The sequence below is a fragment of the Fulvivirga ulvae genome (genome assembly GCF_021389975.1).
Lineage (GTDB): Bacteria > Bacteroidota > Bacteroidia > Cytophagales > Cyclobacteriaceae > Fulvivirga > Fulvivirga ulvae.
The window spans coordinates 4,658,545-4,682,644 of sequence record NZ_CP089981.1 but is presented as its reverse complement, the minus strand read 5'-3'; the positions used below and the strand labels follow the sequence as shown (position 1 = coordinate 4,682,644).

Annotated in this window: 16 protein-coding genes and 1 pseudogene; 15 read left to right on the top strand and 2 right to left on the bottom strand. The window is 43.1% G+C overall.

Going from position 1 to position 24,100, the window contains the following annotated elements:
- Positions 1–45: 45 nt before the first annotated feature.
- The 12 genes from LVD17_RS19865 (at position 46) to LVD17_RS19810 (ending at position 13,160) form a co-directional block, all read left to right on the top strand.
- Positions 46–1,074 (top strand): phosphatase domain-containing protein, encoded by a 1,029-nt coding sequence (locus LVD17_RS19865; RefSeq protein ID WP_233760758.1) that lies wholly within the window; start codon positions 46–48, stop codon positions 1,072–1,074.
- Positions 1,075–1,168: 94 nt separating this feature from the next.
- Positions 1,169–1,882 (top strand): YqjF family protein, encoded by a 714-nt coding sequence (locus tag LVD17_RS19860; protein ID WP_233760757.1) that lies wholly within the window; start codon positions 1,169–1,171, stop codon positions 1,880–1,882.
- A 61-nt stretch (positions 1,883–1,943) separates the two neighbouring features.
- On the top strand, positions 1,944–2,492 hold the full coding sequence (locus tag LVD17_RS19855) for a hypothetical protein (protein ID WP_233760756.1): 549 nt from the start codon (positions 1,944–1,946) through the stop codon (positions 2,490–2,492).
- Between the two features lie 39 nt (positions 2,493–2,531).
- A complete protein-coding gene (locus tag LVD17_RS19850; RefSeq protein ID WP_233760755.1) occupies positions 2,532–5,036 on the top strand; it encodes a DUF3160 domain-containing protein in 2,505 nt (834 codons plus the stop codon).
- Between the two features lie 59 nt (positions 5,037–5,095).
- Positions 5,096–6,001 (top strand): CapA family protein, encoded by a 906-nt coding sequence (locus tag LVD17_RS19845; protein ID WP_233760754.1) that lies wholly within the window; start codon positions 5,096–5,098, stop codon positions 5,999–6,001.
- 71 nt (positions 6,002–6,072) lie between these two features.
- On the top strand, positions 6,073–6,510 hold the full coding sequence (locus tag LVD17_RS19840; RefSeq protein WP_233760753.1) for a hypothetical protein: 438 nt from the start codon (positions 6,073–6,075) through the stop codon (positions 6,508–6,510).
- A 50-nt stretch (positions 6,511–6,560) separates the two neighbouring features.
- Positions 6,561–7,148: a pseudouridine synthase gene (locus tag LVD17_RS19835; protein ID WP_233760752.1), complete on the top strand. Its 588-nt coding sequence runs from the start codon at positions 6,561–6,563 to the stop codon at positions 7,146–7,148.
- A 477-nt stretch (positions 7,149–7,625) separates the two neighbouring features.
- Positions 7,626–9,092: a M20 family peptidase gene (locus LVD17_RS19830; RefSeq protein ID WP_233760751.1), complete on the top strand. Its 1,467-nt coding sequence runs from the start codon at positions 7,626–7,628 to the stop codon at positions 9,090–9,092.
- On the top strand, positions 9,092–9,478 hold the full coding sequence (locus LVD17_RS19825; RefSeq protein WP_233760750.1) for a ribosomal maturation YjgA family protein: 387 nt from the start codon (positions 9,092–9,094) through the stop codon (positions 9,476–9,478). The genes LVD17_RS19830 and LVD17_RS19825 overlap by 1 nt, the downstream gene beginning before the upstream one ends.
- Before the next feature lie 14 nt (positions 9,479–9,492).
- Positions 9,493–9,948, top strand: coding sequence for a GNAT family N-acetyltransferase (locus LVD17_RS19820; RefSeq protein WP_233760749.1), 456 nt, complete (start codon positions 9,493–9,495; stop codon positions 9,946–9,948).
- A 75-nt stretch (positions 9,949–10,023) separates the two neighbouring features.
- A complete protein-coding gene (locus tag LVD17_RS19815) occupies positions 10,024–10,554 on the top strand; it encodes a hypothetical protein (RefSeq protein ID WP_233760748.1) in 531 nt (176 codons plus the stop codon).
- A gap of 200 nt (positions 10,555–10,754) precedes the next feature.
- Positions 10,755–13,160, top strand: coding sequence for a TonB-dependent receptor (locus tag LVD17_RS19810; protein ID WP_233760747.1), 2,406 nt, complete (start codon positions 10,755–10,757; stop codon positions 13,158–13,160).
- Between the two features lie 128 nt (positions 13,161–13,288).
- On the opposite strand, the pseudogene LVD17_RS19805 reads toward LVD17_RS19810, so the two are convergent.
- Positions 13,289–14,434, bottom strand: a pseudogene (locus LVD17_RS19805) (PQQ-dependent sugar dehydrogenase).
- Positions 14,435–14,739: 305 nt separating this feature from the next.
- Between LVD17_RS19805 and LVD17_RS19800 the strand changes: the two are divergent.
- The gene (locus LVD17_RS19800; protein WP_233760746.1) at positions 14,740–16,845 is read left to right on the top strand and encodes a cation:proton antiporter; all 2,106 of its coding nucleotides are present in this window, start codon (positions 14,740–14,742) and stop codon (positions 16,843–16,845) included.
- A 9-nt stretch (positions 16,846–16,854) separates the two neighbouring features.
- Here LVD17_RS19800 and LVD17_RS19795 read toward each other — a convergent pair whose 3' ends face one another.
- Positions 16,855–19,197 carry an OmpA family protein gene (locus tag LVD17_RS19795; RefSeq protein ID WP_233760745.1) on the bottom strand — a complete coding sequence of 781 codons (2,343 nt, stop codon included), beginning with the start codon at positions 19,195–19,197 and terminating at the stop codon, positions 16,855–16,857.
- A gap of 272 nt (positions 19,198–19,469) precedes the next feature.
- Here LVD17_RS19795 and LVD17_RS19790 point away from each other — a divergent pair, with 272 nt between their 5' ends.
- Together LVD17_RS19790 and LVD17_RS19785 are read left to right on the top strand one after the other, a co-directional pair.
- Positions 19,470–22,631, top strand: a complete 3,162-nt coding sequence (locus tag LVD17_RS19790; protein WP_233760744.1) for a hypothetical protein — start codon at positions 19,470–19,472, stop codon at positions 22,629–22,631.
- 7 nt (positions 22,632–22,638) lie between these two features.
- Complete coding sequence (locus LVD17_RS19785) at positions 22,639–24,096, top strand: hypothetical protein (RefSeq protein ID WP_233760743.1); 1,458 nt, start codon at positions 22,639–22,641, stop codon at positions 24,094–24,096.
- Positions 24,097–24,100 lie beyond the last annotated feature (4 nt).

Below are 24,100 nucleotides of genomic sequence, written 5' to 3'. Positions count from 1 at the left end.
TGTTATCCACTGCACTGTTAATTTTATATGCAGTCACTCAGACATATGGCCCATAAAGCCGACAAAGCGGTCGATAAGACTAAGATCCGTATCAAAGAAGCACTTAACCTGTTTGACCCGGTCATTATATTTCCATATCATGGTTATGCCAATAGCACCAAAGCCTATATCAATGGCAGAATACTCGAAAAAGAGCGGATGATCCATGAGGATAATGAAGTGGAGGGTTCTCTCTGGAACAATATTTACAAAGTATGGAAACGGTATGAAAGTGATGAAGTACCCGGTGTGGAAATTGAAGGAGAGCTTTATGGACTCACCGCCAAAACAAAAAGCAACGAAGAAGGTTACTTCATGCTGGTTTTTGATTTGGAAGGACAGCAGTTGAAAGATGGATGGCACAAGGTGAAACTACGGATTACTGATATGCCTTATGACCTGAAATATGAAGAAATCGCTGAAAGCGCCATACAGGTTTGCAATCAGCAAAACTGCTTTGGGATCATTTCTGATGTAGATGATACGATCATCAAGTCAGATGCCATGCATACCATAAAAAAACTGCGCATCATGCTCACGAAAGATGCCAAAAGCAGAGTGGCCTTTGATGGTGTAGACCACCTCTACCGCAATTTGACAGCCGATGGCAAAAACCCGCTATTTTTCGTTTCCGGTAGCTCCTATAACCTGTATGATATGTTGGTAAGCTTCTGTGAGCATCAATCCATACCACGGGCGCCATTCTTTCTTCGCAATATCGGGCTTGACCCCACAAAATGGTTTAAACAGGATACGGACGAGTACAAAAAAGAGCATATTGAGCACCTCTTTGAGGTTTTCAATAACCTGTCATTTATCTGCATCGGAGACAGTGGACAAAAAGATCCGGAAATATATCTGGACCTGTACAAAAAGTACCCTGGCCGCATCAAAGCCATATACATCAGGCATGTGCATACAGACCATCGGAAGCAGGCTCTGAAGGAAATGGCCAACTCCACAGACATTCCCTTCCTCATCATGAGCGACTCTAAGGATGCCCTTGATCATGCCACGGCACAAAGCTGGGTTTAGGCAAGCGCTTTACCATGCGAGACATTTTATCATTCATTTTAGTAATTTAGCTCCGCAAGCTAATATACCACCTCTTTAATCATCGATATCGATTATGAGTTTCCTGAAAGCAGAATGGGGAAAGCTGGCACTTGCCAACTATGAAACAGATCCCGGCATACTTAAACGATACGTTCCCCAAGGCACGGAAATTGACTTATGGAATAATACCTGCTACGTCAGCCTAGTAGGTTTCATGTTTGTCAATACGCGTCTGCTCGGCCTCCCTATCCCATTTCACCGAAACTTTGAAGAAGTCAACCTCCGGTTTTATGTTCGCCACAAGCAGAAAGGTGAATGGAGACGAGGAGTAGTCTTTATCAAAGAAATAGTGCCAAAGCATGCCATTACTGTCGTGGCTAATACCATTTATAAAGAGCACTATCAAACCATGCGTATGTCGCATGAGTGGCAGGAGCTTAAAAAATACCGATCGGTATGGTACGCCTGGGAATATCAGAATAAAGTCAATTCTTTGATGATCAAAGCGGACCTGCTGCCGCATGAAATTGCAGCAGGTTCGGAAGAAGAATTTATTACAGAGCATTATTGGGGCTACACTAAGGTAAACAATCATAGTACCATGGAATACGAAGTACGGCATCCACGGTGGAATGCTTACAAAGTCAATGAATACGAGATCAACGTGGACTTCAGAACGATATATGGTGAAGAGTTTGTAGAACTATCCCGGGCAACACCAAAATCGGTGATGCTTGCAGAGGGCTCCGAAATAAGTGTTGAGAAGAAGAGAAAAGTTGAATTTTAAAGCTTTATGGTATCTTCACTTGTGCTATCATATACAGTTCATTCGGTTATATTTGTCAGCCATGAAATGCTATATACTTCTGAGCTTTGTTTTTATACTATCCGTTTCATCCTGCAGCAACGAACAACCTGATAAATACTCTATATCAACCGAAGATGGCATTGTTCAGGTAACACTGCACAAACACAATGACTATAATGAGCTGGTAAGTATGTCTAATGATTCTGTTGTAAGCACATGGCCACTGCGTTACCCTGTATTTGCCTTTCAACATGGCGATATTAACAACGATGGCACCGAAGACCTGGCTGTGGGAGTAATTAAGCGTACAAGGTATGACACCTTGGTACGAAAGCGCCTTTTTCTGTTCCAGGTGCGCAACAAGAGCATCATACCACTCTGGTTAGGGTCATCCCTAAGTCACCCTCTGGTGGAGTTTGGGATCCTCAAAAATGAACAGGGAGGAGCTCTCATCAGAGCAATAGAAAAAGAGCCCGATGGTCAATACCTCATTGCTGAATATGAATGGTATGGGTTCGGCCTTGCCTTGAGAAAATATATCAGGCGTAAAATATCATTGGAAGAAGCTAAAAAATTTCACCTTCATTAAAGATTGTCTTAAATTGAGCCTCAAACTTACTTACAGTATATGACGCTCAATATATTTCGATTCAAATCAATAATAATATGTTGTTTATTCTTTGTTTTTTCATGTTCCCGGCAAGAAGAAAATAAGGAGCAGGATACAACAGGAGAGCAAGATAAAGAACAGGCCGCCGTTGAGAGCAGTGATGAAAGTGAAGAAACTGAAGAATATTACATAGACGAATTTTTACCTGAATTTGATACACTTACGTATGAAGAGCAAAGAGCCCAACTGCCTCCCTTTGATCTGGGGCAGGACCTTTCTGGCAAAACACTGGAAGAGCTCCGTATAATCAGAAATACCATTCCCGCACGTTACGGATACCTTTTTATGAAAGCCGATTTGAGGGGATACTTCCTTTCCAAAGGCTGGTATGTAAATCTTATGCATGCTCGATGGTATGGGAACTGCAAATATAGCGGCCTGCAACCGGCCCCTCCTATCGAATATACTCCGGAAGAAATTGCTTTTATGGAAAAGGTCAAAAACCTGGAAGATCAATGGAAGCAGGAAAATTATATAGAAAAAAACGGACTTAAATATCCTAACGTAAACAATATCATTAACCGCTGGCAGTACGGACAGCTTCCTGACAAGCTGATCACCGCAATGAGGGAGCGTGGGTATGCTATAATACCCAACAATAATGTACAGCTATTTCACCTGTACGAACAAAATGACTACAGCCAGACGCAGAACTTTGTAACCACTGACCTTTACCTGCAATTGTTCCACATGCACTTTTCATTTATGCTGCGCGGACTGGAGGAAAATAAGTTCATACCTGTCCTTAAAGAATTGCTCTCAGGCTACCTGCAGGAAACTGACCGATTGGCCCAAAGCTCATCTTCCGAGGCAAAATCAGCCCTGGAATATAATGCTGCATTCTACGCCATTCCGCTGGCAGTTTTAGAAGATAAAAAGCCTGCCGTACCTCAAAAATACAGTGAAGCAGTATCCACCGAGCTGAACAATATTAAGACTGCATCCTCCTCCCCTTCAAGTTTATTGCCGGGATATAAAGAGTTTGAATTCCCCTATGATCTATTCAAACCCAGAGGGCACTATACCCGCACTGATGACCTCAAGAAATATTTCAAGGCCATGCAGTGGTTGCAAACGGCGGCTTATTGTCTGAAAGATAATACTGATCTTAAAAGAGCAGTGATAGCTGCCTCTGTACTGAACCAGGGCCAAAACAAAACAGGCAAATCATTGCGGAGTTTATACGCTTCCATACTGGAACCCACCTCATTCCTTATAGGCCAGCCGGACAACCTTTCAATATTGGACATCTGCCGTATCATTGACGGAAAATACCAGAACATAGATGAACTATTAGAACCTGAGAGCCTTTCATCCATACTCAAAGACCTTGAGATTCTGGCTGCGAAAAAGAACGTCATCAAACCTAAAGTTGAAATGACATGTCCCGATAAAATCAACTTTATGCCGGCCAGATTCGTGCTGGACAACGAAATACTCCAGGAAATGACTGACCTGGATAAACGACCTTATCCACAGGGGCTTGACGTAATGGCCAGTTTTGGAAGTGAAGCAGCAAAAAATATCTTGCTTGAAGAACAGGATGAGGGCAAAAAATGGGGCCAGTTCCTCCCCTCTCTTCATAAAATGGAAAGCAAATACAGTAATTATGAAGACTGGGATGCCACGGTCTATGCCAAATGGATACAGGGGTTAACTGAGCTCCTTAAGCCGGATGACAAGTACCCATATTTCATGCAGTTGCCCGCCTGGAACAAAAAGAACCTGAATACTGCGCTGGCATCCTGGGCAGAGCTGAAGCACGATGCCATACTCTATGCCGAGCAGCCATTTGCCGTTGAGTGTGGTGGCGGTAGTGATTGCGAACCTCCTCCGGAACCTTATGTGCTTGGTTATGTAGAGCCTAATGTCAAATACTGGAAGTCTGCCCTTGAATTACTTGATCTGACTGAAAACCTTCTGAAAGAGCATGATCTACTGGACAATGGCCTGCAATCGAAGCAGAATGAATTGCGTGATTTATGCAAGTTCCTGCTTACCATAAGCCAAAAGCAGTTAAAAGGAGAAACACTTAGCGAACAGGAATACCGTACCATAGAGCTGATCGGCAGCTCAGTGGACTATATTACCCGCTCCATCATCGGTGTTTACACCTGGGATGAAGTATCCGGCCCCGACAAGGAAATATCGGTAGTTGCCGATATTTACACCAATAATCAGGGCGAAAAAGCAGGGATATTGCATGTAGGTGTAGGCTACGCCAATGACATCTATGTGCTCGTGGAAATTGAAGGCTATCTGTACATTACCAAAGGTGCCACTTTCAGCTATTACGAATTCCCGCAACCACTGAACCAAAGGCTCACGGACGAGCAATGGCAACAAATGCTGCAGAAAGGAAAGCGTTACCCGTTACCTCCATGGATGGATGAGGTGATCCTTGACCTTAACAAAACGATAAAACCTGAAATCCAGGAGTATCTTTATAGTTCAGGTTGCTGATGCCATACAAGTTCTTCCTACTGCTCATTTTACTATCCTCCTGCTCTGCTCCAGATCGCATGGAGATAGTATTTGGCGGAGATGTAATGCTTGACAGAGGAATCAGGGCCAGGATCAATACCAGAGGACTGGAATACCTGACAGAAGATATCAGCGAGGTATTTGATCAGGCTGATTATACCGTCGTTAACCTGGAATGCCCTGTAACTGACCAACACACTCCTTTAACAAAAGAGTATGTGTTCAGAGCTGAACCTGAATGGCTATCCGACCTCCGTGACGCCGGCATCACCCACTGCATCATGGCCAACAACCACAGCTATGACCACGGCCGTGAAGCGTTGGTAATGACCGCTGAAAATTTAAATACCGCAGATCTGGTGCCGGTAGGCTATGGCCTAAGCCAAAAAAAAGCCTGCGAACCGGTTTTGTTGCAAAAAGGTGATATAGAAGTTGCCATTTTCGCCAGTGTCACCCTCGGGCTGGAAGCCTGGATGTATCTGGAAGACTCCCCCGGTATGTGCCAGGCTACTATTTCCGACCTGTCAAAAAACATCCGGGAATACAAAAAGCAATTTCCTCAAAGGCTTGTAGTCGTTACCCTCCATTGGGGTGCCGAGTACCACCAAACCCCTACCTCCATACAGCGCGAAGATGCAAAAAAACTGATCCACGCAGGTACTGACGCCATTATAGGCCACCACCCACATGTAATCCAAAGCTTTGAATATATAGAAGGCAAACCCGTGTTTTACAGCATCGGCAACCTCATATTTGACAACCCCAACCCCAAAACCCATGAAGGGATACTGGTAAAGCTAACTTTTGAAAAAGACAACCAGGAAGTGCAGGTAATACCTTACAAAGCGGATAATAGTAAACCTGTACTGATGGATGAGGATGAGCGGGAGGAATGGTTTAAACGCTCAGTTTCAATGCAAGGAACAAATTATAACGGACTTTGAGGAGCCCCTTAACTTGTATCACAAAAACCCAGTATTTATCTTGAGAATACATTACATTACACTTCAATACCATGAAAGCAGCAAAAAGCATTTTCCACTACCTCAGCTATCTCCAGTACCCCTTCATTATTATAGCACTTTTCTATGCCTATAAGCCTCTTATATCTGACTTAAACACGATTTGGGATGACTTTAATAAAGTGCTGATATTTATGGGATTAGGCATCAGCTTATCAACACTACAGGATACGAAAAAGGTGCAAAACAAGCTTTCAAAAAAAATATGGGAAAATCCAAAATACTCCAGAGTATTCCTGATCTATTTGTTTTCACTCATTATAATTGTAATCGCCTTCGGTTTATACTCTTTGCTATTTACAAACAATAAGCACCTTCAGGAAATTTCCTCCGGGGTTGTGGTCTTTGGAATTGGCCTTATCGGACTTCTTAAAACAGCTATTGAGATGGCTGAAAATCATAGAAAAGACCAAACTATTCCTGAAACGTAAGCCACTGATATATAGCAGTAATACGCACGTGCTTCTCCGTGCACAACCTTATGATCAAACACCACCACTTCATCCTGTACAAACCCTTTGGTTATTTGTCGCAGTTCGTCAGCAATCAAAACAAGCAGAGGAACAAGAAAATGCTCGGAGACCTTTATAACTTCCCCGAGGGTGCCATGGCTATCGGCCGGCTGGATGAAAGTTCGGAGGGACTGCTGTTGGTGACCACAGATGGTAAGGCAAGCGAGCAGGTGCGAAGCAAAGAAATTGAAAAGGAATATTATGCCCAGCTTGACGGCGAAATAACAGATGAGGCCATAGAGCAATTAAAAACCGGGATAGAAATAGGCATGGGAAGCAACGCCTATACCACCTTGCCGTGCAAAGCCTTTCGCCTTGACCTCCCTCCCGACTTTCCACCTCGCGCCAAAAAAATAAGGGACGAAAGGCACGGCCCGACCAGTTGGCTGTCCATAACCATAACCGAGGGAAAGTTCAGGCAGGTACGTAAAATGACCGCAGCAGTGGGCTTTCCTACATTAAGGCTGGTCAGGGTTCGTATCGGAGCTATTACCCTGGATGGATTGGAACCCGGGCAAGCTATAGAGGTAGATAGTTTCGGGGTTGACTCTATCTGATATTACGCAGGCCTCTCTGCTGGTGCTCTTAACTTCGGGATTCCGGATATTTTCTCCGCTGCTCTGCGAAAATTCCGGAAAGACGTGGTATGGGCTCTGCAACGCTTTTGTTATATATATCTGTTATTATTTCCCGGCGGATGTCTCTCGAAGAGGACTCCACGGCATTAGTGTGTAGTCAAAGGCCTCATACACAGCTTCTGGTCCGGGAGATCCTGAATATTTTCTATGAAGCGCGGCAATGATATTCCGTGTATAGAAAGAAAATTTCAGAATGACGCGTAATTTTTTGAAGTCCAATCATACCTAAATCACAGATTACTTCTCACCGATTACTTTTTCGCCTTTACCCATCCTTCCCAGCAGATAACTCAGCATACGCTCTTAACTTCGGGGTGACGCAACACAACAACCCAAACACCCCCCCTCCCGTAAAAACATCATTGTCAATAATCATTTTTAATAGTAGTTTGCTGCATGAAAAAAATACTCCTGATTGTACTTGCACTCATTTTGGTAGTTGCTGGTTATATTTTATACAACACCTTTGCGTTTCCCTCAAAACAAATAACTGTTGAACCTGCTCCTGAAAGCGTAATACCGCCCTCAGCCAAAGAGCATCTGGCTAAGGCGCTATCTATTCGCACCATCTCTCATGAAAACCCTCAGGACTTTGATTCGGCAGCTTTTTATCAATTCCGGGAATTTGTTAAAAACACTTATCCGCTGGCAGATTCACTTCTGGAAGTAACTTACATCAATAAGTTCAGTATGGTATACCAGTGGCAGGGATCAGATCCATCGCTTAAACCGGTGATCCTTATGGGGCACCTGGATGTGGTACCTGTAGCAGCGGAAAACCTCAAAAAATGGAGTGTTGATCCTTTTGCAGGCACCATTAAAGACGGGATAATCTGGGGACGTGGTGCGATTGATGACAAGATCAGCGTAATCGGCAACCTTGAAGCGGTCGAACTGCTCTTGCAGGAAGGTTATAAACCTAAGCGTACCATCTACCTTTGCTACGGGCATGATGAAGAGCTTGGAGGCCTCAATGGGGCTGTAGCCATCGTTAAACATTTGAAAGATAAAGGTGTGGAAGCAGAATTTGTGCTTGATGAAGGCTTTGCCATTACCCAGGGTCTGATACCCGGCACGGATAAAGATGTGGCCCTGATCGGCACGGCAGAAAAAGGCTTTGTTACTTTAAACCTTTCCGTGGCCATCGAAGGCGGACATTCATCCATGCCCAAAGAGGAAACCGCCATTGATGTATTATCCAAAGCCGTAGCCAAGTTGAAGGACAACCCCTTCCCTGCTGAAATCACACAACCGGTGCAGGATTTTATGACCCACATTGGCCCTGAAATGCCTTTTATGCAGAAGATGGCCTTTGCCAATCCTTCTATTTTCAAGCCGATGATCATCAGCTCACTGGAAAAGACGGCTTCAGGCAATGCCCTGGTGAGGACCACAACAGCGCCCACTATAATTCAGGGAGGAATCAAAGAAAATGTAATCCCGTATGAAGCGCACGCCTCGGTCAACTTCAGGATACTGCCGGGCACCAGTATTGCCGATGTGAAGGACTATGTAATCAATACCCTTGCCGATGACCGCATAGAAGTAAAAGAAGGCTCCTTCAACAGCGAAGCCCCGGAATCATCCAGTGCGGATTCCTTCGGGTACCAGACCATCCATACCACTATAAAACAGCTATTCCCACAGGCTGTGGTCACTCCTAATCTCGTTATTGGTGCTACGGACTCACGTTACTACTATCCGCTAAGCAGCAATGTCTACCGCTTTACCCCGTTCTATCTCAATAACGATAACATCACCACGTTTCATGGTATAAATGAACGTATCCCGGTTAAAGACTTTGAAAATGCCATCCGGTTTTATGTTCAACTGATTCGAAATACTTCTGATAATAGCAACTAATGTTTAAATTTCAAAAGAAATACTTTTTCCTGACCATCGGTCTACTGATTACTGAAATACTGATCGCCTTGTATATTCACGACAGGATCATCAGGCCCTACATCGGCGACCTGCTGGTTGTAATTTTGATATACACCTTCTTTAAAAGCTTTCTCAATGTATCTGTTACAAGAATGGCTTTGGCGGTACTTCTCTTTTCCTATCTTGTGGAAGCCGGACAATATTTCGGGCTGGTTTACCTCCTGGGCCTTGAAGACTATAAAATCGCCAGGATCATTATTGGTGTTTCCTTTGAATGGCTGGATTTGATCGCGTATACCGCAGGTATTATCCTTGTACTGACTTTCGACAAACCCAGGCCCATGAAAGCCACAGAACAAAACTGATAACCAAAGTCGCTATGACACTACAGAATTTTAAAATCAGGCAACTCAGTAAGAACGATGTCCATTTATTCAAAAAACTGGTTGAGCTGTTTCGTGAGGTATTTGAAGATAACCAACCTCAGTTAACCGATGCCGTGCAGTTCAATCCCCTGCAAAGGCCGGACTTTATAGCCTATGCTATTTTAAATGAACATGAGGTGATCGGTGGCCTTACCGCATACGAACTTGCTAACTATTATTCAGGTATCCCTGAAATATTCATTTATGATATTGCCATTAAAACCGCGTACCAAAGAAAAGGACTAGGCAAAATGCTGCTTCGGGAAATTATGAAATATGCCGGTGACCAGGGTGCAAAAGAGGTATTCGTAATGGCACACACCGAGGACCAGCAGGCAGTAGACTTTTACACAAAGGCCGGCGGTAAAGACGAAGCCGTGGTTAGTTTCACTTATAAACCAGTGAAATGACCAATCTGCCGTTTGATACTTTCCTCATTATTAATCAATCAATTATACTTATCTTGCATCTTTAAAACAGATGCGTTGAAACGACAGTTACCTGCTATAGTACTCCTTCTATGTATGACGGCCCCCTTTTTGGGAACCTTCACATGGCTGAGTTATGAAAAAAAACAGGTGCGCAGGGTATTAAAAAAGCAGCTTGTCGCAGGTATAGACAGGGATGAGCTGGTGCTTCTAAAATTCACTCCCGAAGAAAGCAGCAAACTACACTGGGAACATGACAAAGAATTTGAGTACAACGATCAAATGTATGATGTTGTAAGCCAAGAGGTAATTGACGGAGTAATCCACTACTGGTGCTGGTGGGACCATGAAGAAACACAACTCAACAAAAAACTCCAAAACCTGCTGACCAATGCCCTGGGTGGGGACATGGAGCGAAAAGAAAAGAAAGACAACACCCTTCGCTTTTATAGCTCACTGTACTGCTCACCGCTCAATGCACTATTGTTTCAATCTATTGAAAAGGATATAGAAAATAACTGGGTTTATATCACAACGGCATCTTTGTATGCCCTGGCCCCTCCAAATCCACCTCCCAAAACAGCCTGATTTTAAGCTAAGGTGCTTCTGATATTTCCACTGTAGCAGTGGTTTGCTGAAGCTATTTCAAAAGCAGCTAACGCATGAATTAGCCATGCTGCTAACGTATGCCTTTCATCTCAGGTGCTCAACCCTCTGAGGTCACGCTCCTGTTCTCGAAAATGAAGTTTGAATGGCATCATGAATTTTTATCTACCCAAAACATTACAATGAAAAAGTTAATTTTCTTGTGTTTGTTACTGGGTGCGTCATGCTATGGATACACCCAGGTAATAACCATTAAAGACAAAAAAACCGGCGAGCCTCTGGAGATGGTCGCCATAATGAGTAAACAACCCAAAGCCTATGCAACGACCAATTCGGAAGGAAAAGCAGATATTTCTTCATTTAAAGATGCAGAAAAGATTGTGATCCACCTGCTGGGCTATAAAAGGGAAACAAAAAGTTATGAACAATTACAAAACGAATCATTCAATTTAAACCTCGCTCATTCGGAGTTCACCATGGACGAAGTGGTGGTATCAGCCACACGGTGGGACCAGTCGGCATCGGAAGTGCCGTCAAAAATAATTGCGATCTCTCAGGAAGAGGTGGCCTTGCAAAACCCCCAGACCGCCGCCGACCTGCTGAATATATCGGGCAAGGTATTTATCCAAAAGAGCCAGCAGGGAGGTGGAAGCCCTATGATCCGTGGCTTTGCCACCAACCGGCTACTTTATAGCGTAGATGGTGTAAGAATGAACACGGCCATATTCCGGGGAGGCAACCTGCAAAATGTAATTTCTCTGGATCCATTTGCCATTGAAAATGCAGAAGTGCTTTTCGGACCCGGATCGATCATCTACGGTAGTGATGCCATTGGTGGTGTGATGAGTTTTCAAACGATTACTCCTCAATTGTCACAATCTGACAATCCGCTCATTACAGGAAAAGCGGTAACCAGATACTCTTCTGCCAACGATGAAAAAACAGGGCATTTTGACATCAATGTGGGCTGGAAGAAATGGGCATCGGTAACCAGTATCAGCTCCAACAATTATGGAGACCTGCGTATGGGCAGCCACGGGCCTGACGAATACCTGCGGCCTTTTTATGTACAGCGACAGGACAGCATGGATATAATTGTTACCAACGACGATCCGCAGCTCCAGGTGCCTTCAGGATATACGCAGATCAATATGATGCAAAAACTCCGGTATAAACCCAATGATAAATGGGACGTTGAATACGGACTCCATTATTCTGAAACCTCGGATTATTCGCGTTATGACAGGCACATCCGCTACAGGGATGGCCTTCCCCGCTATGGAGAGTGGGGCTATGGACCGCAAAAATGGTTGATGAGTAACCTGAACATTAGCTATTCGGGAAAATCCCGACTGTTTGACCAGGCTACTTTAAGACTTGCCCAGCAATCTTTTGAGGAAAGCAGGATCAGCCGTGATCTCAACGATCCACTTCGTGAAACACGGGTCGAGGAGGTGGAAGCATATTCAACCAACCTGGATTTCATCAAATCTATTAGCGAAAAAGCCACGTTGTTTTACGGGATCGAATTGGTAGAAAATGAGGTAACCTCCACAGGCATCAATGAAGATATATCCACAGGCACCAGTTCACCAGGGCCTTCAAGATATCCGCAGGCTACATGGGCATCGTACGGAGTATATGCTTCAAGCCAGTTTGACTTGTCCGAGGAACTGCTTTTGCAGGGAGGTTTGCGATACAACCAGGTTAATATCGATGCCACCTTCGATACACGCTTCTACCCTTTCCCTTTTTCTGAAGCCGAGCTGAACAACGGCGCTTTAACCGGAAGCATAGGTACAGTATACCGTCCTTCCAACACCCTGGTGATCAGTCTGAATGCCGCCACGGCATTCCGCTCTCCCAATGTTGACGACATGGGTAAAGTTTTTGATTCGGAGCCGGGTTCGGTAGTAGTCCCTAATCCTGATCTTGATCCCGAATACGCCTATAACCTTGATCTGGGCATTGCAAAAACTTTTGATGATCTGCTTAAAATAGATGTTAGTGCCTATTATACAAGCTTGCAGAATGCTCTCACCCGCCGCGATTACACCCTGAACGGTGAGGACAGTATCATGTATGACGGCACCCTTAGCCAGGTACAGGCGATCCAGAATGCTGCTACGGCCCACGTTTATGGTGTACAGGCCGGCTTTAAACTTAATTTGCCCGATGGGTTTGAGTTATCATCCGATTTCAGCTACCAGAAAGGTACCGAGGAGCTGGACAATGGAGAGGAAAGCCCTTCAAGACATGCAGCTCCATGGTTTGGTGTAACAAGGCTTGCTTATAAGTTTGACAAACTCAACATGCAACTTTATACTAATTATAGTGGTAAAAGAGAATTTGATGACCTTCCGGAAGAAGAGCAGGGAAAAACTGAGATCTATGCCATTGACGACGACGGCAACCCGTATTCACCGGGATGGTACACTTTAAATTTCAAGGCTAACTATGAACTTACTGACCACCTGTCTGTAAGTGGAGGCCTGGAAAACATCACAGACCAAAGGTATCGTCCTTACAGCTCAGGAATAGTTGCACCGGGAAGGAATTTTATTCTCTCCCTCAGAGCCAACTTTTAATCGCTTTCAGAATCCCGCCGGTATGCCGGTGGGATTCTTTTTGGGTGCTATTGAATCCATTGCTATTTCATTCAGTTTGCCAACTGCTTTTGCGGATAGCCATCAACTGTCTATGCTTCCCCTTAGATTCAGTTTGCCCTGGTAAGCCTCCATACATTTCCGTTTCCCTGGTCTGTAAGTACATATATAGAGCCATCCGGCCCCTGTTCCACATCACGAATACGGGCTCCAAGGTCTATCCGCTCCACCTCTTTTGCCTAACCACCGCTCACAGTCACTCTTACAATGCCTTGGGCTGTAAGCCCGCCTATCAGTGCACTTCCTTTCCATTCTGAAAACATATCTCCCGTATAGAACCGCATACCTGAAGGTGATATCACCGGCGTCCAGTGCATCAGGGCATCGGTAAAACCGGGCTTTGTGGGTGGGTCAGGTATGTCGGTGCCATCATAATTTTCACCCCAGCTTACAACAGGCCATCCATAGTTTTCACCTTTTACCGGTTGGTTAAGCTCGTCACCTCCCCTCGGCCCCATTTCCGCTATCCATAGCCTGCCCGATGCCGGGTCAATGTCAGCACTTTCTATATTACGGTGCCCGTAAGACCAGATCTCTCCCCTGGCATTTTCCTGACCGATAAACGGGTTATTGTCCGGCACTGACCCATCTTTATTGATGCGTACAATAGTGCCTAAATGATTGGAAAGATCCTGTGCCGGATCAAATTTGAAGCGCTCTCCCATGGTAAGGAAGAAACTATTATCGCTATCAAAAACTATTCTTCCTCCGAAATGGTTTTCACCATCCACTTTAGGCTCCTGCCTGAAAAGCACCTCAAAGCCGGTAATGGTATTTCCTTGAAGTTTACCTCTGCCTACCGCTGTGGAGGCCGTGCTGTTGTCTCCGGGTTCGGCATAAGATAAATAGACGTACTTATTATCTGAAAATTCAGGGTCAAGCGCCACGTCCAGTAATCCACCTTGTCCTTTAGCAAACACTTCGGGAACTCCCTGCAACGGTTCTGAAAGCGTATTGTCATTATTTAAAATGCGTAAATCTCCGGCACGCTCAGTTACCAGTAAACGTCCATCAGGCAGAAAGGCCATTCCCCAGGGATGGTCAAGGCCATCGGCCAGATTTTCTACCTTTATTTGCCCTGCCTCAGTTTGTACCTGATCCTGGGAGCAAGCAGAGCCGAAAAAAAGAGCGAATATAAGTGCTATCGACACGTACTGCAACAAGTGTAGCAGCCATTGCTTACCAGACTTTTTCATGGATGTTTATCTGTTTAAATGATCTGTCTTTTTTGAGAATGCTATCACTTAAACAAGGTGCTGCCTGTTAAGTTTAGACAAAAATAAAAAGGTCAATTCTGATATTGCACATAGATGAAACTTTCCTATATTTCCTGCATATTATTAGGGCCAGCAAGGTCTGATAAACTTCCTTTTACTGAGGCAGAACAATTTCAAACAACTTCTGTTTTAGAAGGAAAGAGCCATCAGGCCAAATGCCAGTGGTCTTATTTTAACGTATAGAGGGGTCAGCCCTCCTGAAGTAGAATTTAAATTGTGCTAATATGGGGGTTTTTGATCACTTGCTACAAGAGTTTGAGCTGCCGCTAACCAATGCCGTTCCAATATTTTCCCTGATACTCTTTATTATCTTACTCTCGCCTATTTTATTAAAAAAAATAAAGGTCCCAGGTATTATAGGTTTGATCATTTCAGGAGTTATTATAGGACCCCACGGCCTGAATATACTTGAACAAAACTCAGCAATTAACCTATTCTCAACCATCGGGCTGCTTTACATCATGTTTATTGCTGGTATTGAGCTTGATATTTATGAATTTAAACGAAACAAGTATAAAAGCCTGGGTTTTGGTTTCTTCACTTTTATCATACCCTTGTCGCTCGGCATTCCGGTTTGCCATTATCTACTGGGCTATGGCTGGACAGCCAGCCTGTTGATAGCCAGTATGTTTTCAACACATACGCTTGTGGCATATCCTATTGCTGCCAAATTTGGTATCTCAAGAAATCAGGCTGTAGCAGTTACAGTTGGAGGCACCATACTTACCGACACTGCTGTACTCATCCTTCTGGCTGTAATAGTTGGTTCAGTGGAAGGTGGCCTCAATCCTCAATTCTGGTTAAAGCTGGTAGTATCATTAACCATTTTTTTGTTCATTATCTTCTTCTTAATCCCCAAAGTAGCCAAATGGTTTTTTCTTCACCTCGAAGAGGACAAGACCTCGCACTATGTGCTGATCCTGTCTCTTGTATTTTTGTCGGCATTTCTTGCCGAAGTTGCCGGTGTGGAACCTATAATTGGCGCCTTCATGGCCGGCCTTGCCCTTAACAGGCTTATCCCTCACTCATCTACCTTGATGAACAGGCTGGAATTCGTAGGTAATGCCATATTCATTCCATTTTTCCTGATCAGTGTGGGTATGTTGGTAGACCTAAAAATCCTTTTTCAGGGCCCTACAGCTATTATTGTAGCGTTGACCCTGTCCATCGTAGCCCTGGCCGGAAAGTTCGGCGCAGCCCTGGTAACCCAGAAGGTCTACGGATATTCGGCAAACCAACGCAAATTGATATTTGGCTTAAGCAGTGGCCATGCAGCAGCTACGCTGGCTGTTATATTGGTTGGCTACCGGGCAGATATTATCGATGAAAACATCTTGAACGGAACAGTTATTTTGATCCTGATAACATGCATAATCGCCTCGTTTGCAACGGAAAGTGCTTCAAAAAAGCTCATCCAGGAGCGGAAGGCCTTACCGGATGAAGAACATGAAATTACAGCCCATGAAGAAAATATAATAATCCCTATCGCCAACTTCGATAACCTTGAATCACTTGTCGACCTCGTAATCTTATTAAAAAGCAAACAACGTCCATCTGTCATTCATATTCTTTCCGTAGTGAAGTACGATGATGATGCAGAGCAGAAAATGCAGAAGATTAAGCGCGATCTTAATTATTTTGTCAGGTATGCCTCTGCATCAGAAACAAACCTTAAAACCGTGGTTACTTTTGACCTTAACTCCGCCAATGGCATAATAAGAATCAGCAGGGAGATCATGGCTAATATAATAGTTATGGGGTGGCCCAAGAACAGGACATTCCTAAGCAGAGTATTTAACCAGACAGTTGAAAGTATCATAAACTCTACCGACAAAGCAATTCTGTTTTGCAACATTCACGGTACACTCAACACTACCCGGCAAATTAAAGTACTTTGCCCACCGCACGCAGAACTGGAGCCCGGATTTCATCAATGGCTGAGCAAGATCAATATTTTAAGATCAGAATTGCGCACGAAGCTTTTATTCTTCTGCAACGGGCAAACGCAGGCAGCTATTAAAGGATCCGTCAAAAAGAAAAACCCTCCTATCACCTATTCACCGTTTGTTGATATGAAAGATTTTTTGGTATTGTCTAAAGACCTCAATGCGGATGACCTTTTTGTGGTTATATCAAGTCGTGAGGGGGGTATGTCTTATCAGCATGAATTAAAGAGCCTTCCAAAGAGGATCAATAAATACTTTACCGATTTAAATCTGATATTAATATACCCGGCCACTAAGATAGACGAAGCGGACCGGGTAAAAATATATAACTCTTCAAATAAAGGTAATGAGAGCCACGAAGAGGTGGAATCCATTACCTCTTAGTATTGCTTGTCATTTTACCTCTCTGCCATGTTCGTTGAGGTCAACAATCTGTATTTCAACACGTCGGCTTTCTTCTTTATTGGAGTTATCCGTTTTGGTAGCACCGTACCCTTTGGCGATGATCCTTCTCCTAACCACCCCCTTATGATTAATGTAGTCCAGCACGGCTATGGCTCTTTTATTTGACAGCTCTCTGTTAAATTTCTCATCACCTTCCGCTGAAGCATAGCCAGATATCTGCACCCCAAGTTCAGGGTATTTCTTCAGGGTCTCCAGTATCTTATTAAGCTCTGTATGATAAGAAGGTTGCAACTCACTCTTTGCTACATCGAAGTAAACTTTCACCACGTCCTTCAGCAAAGCCTGATCATATTTGGTAGACCTTTCCTTGCTTCGCATTTTTTGCTTCTCAGCCTCTTCTGTCACATACATGGTTGGCAACGAAAATATAGTTTTGCCATTTACCTCCTTTTGCTCAAACTTGCTTTCATCACTTTCATCATAATAATAAACCCTTGTGGCCGCCTCTACAACCCCGGCCTCATTAAAGTTTACATCTTCAATAGGATTTTTCATATTGATAAGGCTCACCAGGTAATCGATACCGGCCTGGTCTTCAGCTTCAATCAAATCGTTCATCAGGTCATACATATCAATGCTATCGCTTTTAACCAGGGTTGCTTCATGGGTTTTTCTGATATCGGTAACAGCATCCTCGTGAGTGTCGTAGAAAGCATTTTTAACTTCTACCTCCTGTCCCACAACTACTTCAAACTGCTTAATGGTTTTCAGGTATATCTTTTGATACAATTCGTAAAAGTAAGTTTGCCCGGGAATATTGATATTCAGAGTATATGGCAAAAAGCCCTCCGACTCAATGATCATATCGTAGTTTTTAGCCGGAGGTAAAATGATAAGGTAGTTACCCGTTTTGGGGTCCGGCTGGTACACAAAGTCCAGCTTCTTGCCAGACTCTACATCCACTATATAAATGGTGGTAGGCAACGGCTCATTATTCTCCCCGTTTAGTATTCGCCCTTTGATCATGGTAAGGGGTATATTGGCTTCTTCTTCAGGCATATTGATCGAATATATATCCTGGCCACCCTGGCCACCTTTTCTATCAGACGAAAAGTAACCTTTTCTTCCATCAGCAGTAAGCGTGAAGTAATTATCGTTTGCGGTAGTATTTATGGGATATCCCATATTTTCCGGCGTGGTCCACTTGTTATTAAATAACCTCGTTACGAAAATATCTCTGCCTCCCATGGTGTTGTGTCCGTCGGAAGTGAAAAAGAGGGTCCACTGGTCAGGGTGTATAAAAGGTGCATCTTCGTTATACCTGGTATTTATTTCAGGGCCGACATTTACGGGGTCTCCCCATTCTCCGGCTTCATTCTTAACTGATTTGTAGATATCAAGCCCTCCGTATCCACCGGGTCTGTTACTGGCAAAATACAGCGTTTTTCCATCAGGAGTAATACTGGCAGTAGTCTCCACATGTGACCTGGAGTTAATTTTATTACCCATAGTTACCGGAGTTGACCAGTCATTACCTGATTTATCTATGGTATACAGGTTACCAGTGCCTCCGGCTCCTCCGATAAAGATCAGCATTTTTTGTCCGTCAGCGGATATTCCGGCGGTTCCTACGTTGTAATCGGAAGCAATCCTGATCGGCTGCGGCTGCGACCAGTTACCTGAAGAATTATAAGAAATATAAACCTCTTCAATGAATTTATCTCCTGACCTGGTCTTACCAGTGTTAGGACGCAAAGCCGTAAATGCCATAACACTCTCATCGGCAGACACCACAGGATTATACTCGGTATACTGTGAATTGATGATCTGCCCAAAATTAATTACCTCAATGGCCTTTGGGCTGCTCATCATCGACAGGGCATTATTGGCAACTTCAAGGGCACGATTGACCTTTTCAATTTCTCCCTGGTCACCTTTAAGCATTCCTTTGTACTTACCGTAGTACTCCAGGGCTTTTTCGATTTGTTCATTTTTATGATAGGCATCAGCCAGATCATAATACACATGGACAGGTAATTGATCTGTCCCGGCATCTATTGCCTTTTCAAAGTAAGGTATCGCTTTAACCTGCTCTTCAATTTCGAACATATGCTGGTAGCTGACTGCCGTCCTGTAATAAACCACAGGATCTTTAACCCCTGCCTCGATAGCCTCCAGGTACAGCGACAACGCCTCTTTGTAGTTTCTTATTTTAAAATATTTGTCTGCATCGTATACTTTCTTATCCACATTTTGTCCAAAAGTGGTCGTTATGCCAACTAGCATAAACAGTGCTATTAGTAAGGTAACTGATGATCTTTTTCTTTCCATTCCTCTCAATTGTATTTCAATTTTTCTATAATAAAGCAATATCTATGGGATTTCAACATACAAATTTAATCATTTCTATTACATGTGTTTCCATTATTTTTTATCATTACCCGTTGGTTTATTTAATTTATCAGCAAAAAGAATCGTATTTTCGCTGTAAACCAATGGTTATCAGCAAATGATAGTGCCCCCATAGCTACTCATTTTTTGTATAATTGCTATTCCATTCTAATTATTAAATATTAAATTGTAATTTATTCTAGGAATGTAGTATGGGCTTTAACAAAAAAATCCTTGAGGTTTTAAATGTAGAAGAAAATGATGCCGCCAAGATATTCTTACTGCTTGGCATGGGTTTTTTTATCGGTATCTTCCTTGCTACACTGGATGTCGGGGCTTCTACTTTATTTCTGAATAATTTTGACGAGAAGGAGGAGCTTCCGTTGGCTATTCTCCTATCAGGTATCCTTGGTATTGTCACAACTGCCATATACAATTATTTTCAGGGCAGAGTTCCATTTCAAAAGCTGGCTATCGGTTCCCTGTTTTTAATAACCCTGATTCTGGCAGGAATGGAATTTGGTTTTAGAACAACAGAAGATCCTTTGCCATTATATTTCTTTGCGTTTACATTTATAGTACCCTCCAATTTCATTGTGCTTCTTATTTTTTGGGGTTCATTCGGCAGAATGTTTAACCTGAGGCAAGCCAAAAGGGTCATAGGCAGCGTTGATACCGGACAGCTCATAGCATCCATTATAGCTTTGTTTTCCATACCGTTCATGTTAAAATATATCTCCACACAAGAGCTATTGTTTGTCAGCCTGATCAGTATAGTGGGTTATCTTGGGGTGTTCTTTATTATCACGCAAAAACATTTATTTATAAAAAAGGGACATGAGAAAGCACAGAGAATAAACTATCGTATGATTATCAAAGACAAGTACATCGGCCTGATGTCACTCTTTGTCATCATTTCAATGATTGCCGTTAACTTCGTTGATTATTCTTTTCTGAACGTAACCACCACGCAGTTCAATGAAAAAGAGCTGCCAAAGTTTCTGAGTTACTTCGAGGCCACAGTGGTTATATTTAGCTTCCTTTTCCAGACATTCGTTACCGACAGGATCATTGCCATCTATGGACTGAAAGTTTCTTTGCTGATCAACCCGCTGCTGATCTCCATCTTTACCCTGCTGGCCATTCCGATTGGGTATACCTTTGGTTATTCAGGCCTCAGTGAAACATTTGTGATCTTCTTCGTGATCATATCCATGAGTAAATTATTTATAGCTTCACTCAAAGATGCACTGGATGGCCCGGCATTTAAACTGTATTTTCTGCCTATTGACGGGTCAGTCAGGTTCGACGTACAAACCAAGATTGAGGGTGTAATTACAGCTTTTGCAGGACTGATTGCAGGGGGTCTGATTATACTGATCAACAACGTCAGGGTATTCAGCCTGATCCATATCACCGTATTTACGTTGCCAATATTGGCTGTCTGGTATTTTATAACCAGGAAAATGCACCATAACTACAAAGATACCCTGCAGTCTACCCTTATTAAAAATAAAGGCAAGCACGGATTTCAAAAAGAATATTCTTTGGATAAAGTACTTGAGAATGAGATTAACAGCAAGGCCGATGAAAGTGTGCTATATGGGTTGAAATTGATGGAAAAGCTTGAGCCGGCCCTATTCGAATCCTCTATTATCAGGCTTAAAGAAAGTGACTCGGGGAAGATCAAAGCCTACGCTACCGAAAAACTCAAATCGCTCGACATTGAGTTTGACAGAAATAAGGAGCTCCACCAACTGGCCAAAAAAGCGGCCAGCGATTCGGAAGACTCGGAAGTTATATCTGTACCGGCAAATAAGCTGGCCAAGCTCAGTAAATCCATAAAAACTACAGACCGAATACTGGCGGCAAAGCTCCTCAGAAGACTGATCAACGACCATAATATATTTGTGCTGCTGGAGCTGCTCAGGGATATTGACCCTCGTGTAAAGATGGAGGCCATCATTACTGCCCGTAAGGTGAAGCGCCCTGAAACCTGGACTATACTAATTGAACTTCTGGACTCTCCCACCTATAGCAATGCGGCCTCCTCAGCACTTTGCGAAAATGGCGAGGCTGTACTTTTTACACTGGAGAGCGCCTTTCACAAATCCGGTCAAAGCGACCAGGTAATGCTGAAAATTGTACAGATCATGGGCAGAATAGGTGGCCCGGAGGCTATAGAACTACTATGGAAGAAAATAGAATATCCTGATAAAAAAATAGTAAAACAGATATTATTATCATTCCGGTATTTTAACTATCAGGCACAGAGCAGGGAAATCACTAACCTTACAAACCTGCTGGAAAATGAAATTGGCAAGACTATATGGAACCTTGCCGCTTTGATAGAAATACCCGGAAACGAAGTACGCTTTGATCAGCTCAGAAATGCCATTAAGGAAGAGATAAGTAACAATGAAGATACGATATACATGATTTTGTCCATCATGTATGACCCTCAGTCGGTACAACTGGTACGTGAAAACGTAGAGACCGGCACCAGCGATGGCATTGCCTTCGCCATAGAGTTGCTCGACCTCTTTCTTGCCCCGGAATTGAAGCCCAAGCTTTTCCCGCTTATCGACGACATTCCCATCCATGATAAAGTTAATCAGCTTCAAATCCACTTCCCTCGGGAAAGTTACAACCTGATACAGGTACTGAACTTTATCCTCAATAAAAACTACAATCAGATCAACCGATGGACCAAGGCATGTGCTATCCATTGTCTAGTCTACCTCCCTGAGTTCAGGATAAGTAAAGGTTTGATCGCACAGGTGTTTAATCGTGATAAGCTACTACATGAAGTGGCAGGCTGGGTGATGTATCATAAAGATCAGCATACCTTCGAAAAAATATCAGAACGACTGCCGGTCAAAACACAAAAGCTTATACATGAATCTATTCAAAATAACAGAATGCAGGAAGGCATGAAAGATGGATTCTTTCTAGGTATAGAGATGGTTATGTTCCTTAAAAACCTACCGGTATTCAACAATATAAAAGGTATACTACTTTGCGACCTTGTAGATAAAATGCATACAGCACACCTCAAAGGAGGCCAGTCGCTGCCTGTATTAAATGCCGAAGAGGAAGAAATAATTATTGTGGCCTATGGTGAAGCCCTGGTCATGCATGGAGAAAGAGACGTTCAAAGATTAAAGACCGGTGACGTTTTTGGTCATATTTTTAACCTGGAAGAACACATTGAAGCAACACATATAGTAGCCTTTGGAGATGCGGTGATCTTTCATCTTTCCGTGTTTAACTTTTATAATGTTATGGCCAACCATCACGAACTTGCCCAGGGGTTTATCAAAAACATTAATTATAACTACCAACTATCCTATTCATTAAACCAGGAAAATTAAAGCCAGTATGACCTTTAAGATTGACATATTGATTGTATACGCTGATGCAGATAACCAGCCCAATGATCACGGAAAAGGATGGGTTAACGAATTTAAAAGGTTCTTGGAATTAATGCTCATACAGGTACTTGGAGAAAAACCCAATGTACTGCTAAAATCTGAGCATGATAGTGTAACTGCCTCAGATATGAAAGAGGTAGGTACTCTTGTTCCGATCATGTCACCAGCCTTTATTGAATCCGGAGAGTGCCTTGATACCCTGGAAGAGTTTTACAAAACCGTAAATACTGAGCAACAAAGAGTATTTAAGGTCATTAAAAAACCTTTAACTATCGAGGAACAACCTACAAAGCTACGAGACCTTATAGGCTTTAATTTATATAACATTAACCTCGACTCGGGTGAGGCCACCGATTATGAAGACTTTTTTACCCTGGAGGCAGAGCAGGATTTCTGGATGAAAATGGTTGATCTTGCCTATGACATCCATGAATGCCTGATCTTGGTCAAACAAAAAGATTCACGGGCAGGAATAAAGCCTATTTTTTCAAGAAGATCAATATATCTTGCAGAAACCGGGCATGACCTTACAATACAGCGTAATATCATTAAACGCGAATTGCAAAGACATGGCTATAAGGTACTCCCCGACCGTAACTTACCCCTGAACATTACCAAACTAAAAAGTGAGATAAAGAGAGAGATAGAGGAAAGCAGCCTGTCGATACACCTGATCGGAAGCTCTTACGGTGAGATTCCGGAGGGCTCAGACCGCTCCATTGTTGACATCCAAAACCAGCTTGCCGCAGAAAAGAGTGCAACACTTAAAGATAAGTCTGAGTTTTCAAGATTGATCTGGATCTCCCCAAGGCTGCAAAATGCCAGTGAAAAACAACTGGCCTTTATTGAAAGTATTAAGCGGGACCTGTCCTCCACCGAAGGCGCGGAGATACTACAAACACCACTTGAAGATTTTAAGAACATAGTGAGAGAAGAACTGATAGAGGTAGGAATTGATAAGAAGCTTAACCGCCGTGAAAGCGGAAAAGCAGGTCAGAATGGCAAGGCAAATGTTTATGTACTTTACGACAAAACCGATGAGAAAGAAGTTGCCCCTATCAAAAAATTTATTGAGGATTCAGGGTATAACGTTTTGATCCCCTCTTTTAAAGGTGAGTTGCTGAACCTGCGACAACATCACATAGCGAACCTGCGTGATTTCGATGCGGCCATCATCTTTCAAAGCAATGTAAACGATCAATGGGTAAGAATGAAACTACTGGATCTGCTAAAGGCCCCGGGTTTTGGAAGGCGTAAGCCCATTCAGGGAAAAGCCGTTATAAGCACAAAAGACAAAAAAATGGATTGGAGCCCATATAAAAATCATAGCATTATGATCATAGATAGCATTGGTAAAGATGCCCTCAATGATGTAAAAATATTCCTTGAAGATGTTAAAGCGTAGCACG

What these genes read in the sequence shown, in the direction of transcription:
- LVD17_RS19830 (WP_233760751.1), top strand. Translation starts at nt 7,626, where the DNA reads ATGAAAAAAATACTCCTGATTGTACTTGCACTCATTTTGGTAGTTGCT.
- LVD17_RS19785 (WP_233760743.1), top strand. Translation starts at nt 22,639, where the DNA reads ATGACCTTTAAGATTGACATATTGATTGTATACGCTGATGCAGATAAC.
- LVD17_RS19800 (WP_233760746.1), top strand. Translation starts at nt 14,740, where the DNA reads ATGGGGGTTTTTGATCACTTGCTACAAGAGTTTGAGCTGCCGCTAACC.
- LVD17_RS19845 (WP_233760754.1), top strand. Translation starts at nt 5,096, where the DNA reads ATGGAGATAGTATTTGGCGGAGATGTAATGCTTGACAGAGGAATCAGG.
- LVD17_RS19825 (WP_233760750.1), top strand. Translation starts at nt 9,092, where the DNA reads ATGTTTAAATTTCAAAAGAAATACTTTTTCCTGACCATCGGTCTACTG.
- LVD17_RS19865 (WP_233760758.1), top strand. Translation starts at nt 46, where the DNA reads ATGGCCCATAAAGCCGACAAAGCGGTCGATAAGACTAAGATCCGTATC.
- LVD17_RS19795 (WP_233760745.1), bottom strand. Translation starts at nt 19,197, where the DNA reads ATGGAAAGAAAAAGATCATCAGTTACCTTACTAATAGCACTGTTTATG.
- LVD17_RS19850 (WP_233760755.1), top strand. Translation starts at nt 2,532, where the DNA reads ATGACGCTCAATATATTTCGATTCAAATCAATAATAATATGTTGTTTA.
- LVD17_RS19855 (WP_233760756.1), top strand. Translation starts at nt 1,944, where the DNA reads ATGAAATGCTATATACTTCTGAGCTTTGTTTTTATACTATCCGTTTCA.
- LVD17_RS19860 (WP_233760757.1), top strand. Translation starts at nt 1,169, where the DNA reads ATGAGTTTCCTGAAAGCAGAATGGGGAAAGCTGGCACTTGCCAACTAT.
- LVD17_RS19840 (WP_233760753.1), top strand. Translation starts at nt 6,073, where the DNA reads ATGAAAGCAGCAAAAAGCATTTTCCACTACCTCAGCTATCTCCAGTAC.
- LVD17_RS19820 (WP_233760749.1), top strand. Translation starts at nt 9,493, where the DNA reads ATGACACTACAGAATTTTAAAATCAGGCAACTCAGTAAGAACGATGTC.
- LVD17_RS19835 (WP_233760752.1), top strand. Translation starts at nt 6,561, where the DNA reads ATGATCAAACACCACCACTTCATCCTGTACAAACCCTTTGGTTATTTG.
- LVD17_RS19790 (WP_233760744.1), top strand. Translation starts at nt 19,470, where the DNA reads ATGGGCTTTAACAAAAAAATCCTTGAGGTTTTAAATGTAGAAGAAAAT.
- LVD17_RS19810 (WP_233760747.1), top strand. Translation starts at nt 10,755, where the DNA reads ATGAAAAAGTTAATTTTCTTGTGTTTGTTACTGGGTGCGTCATGCTAT.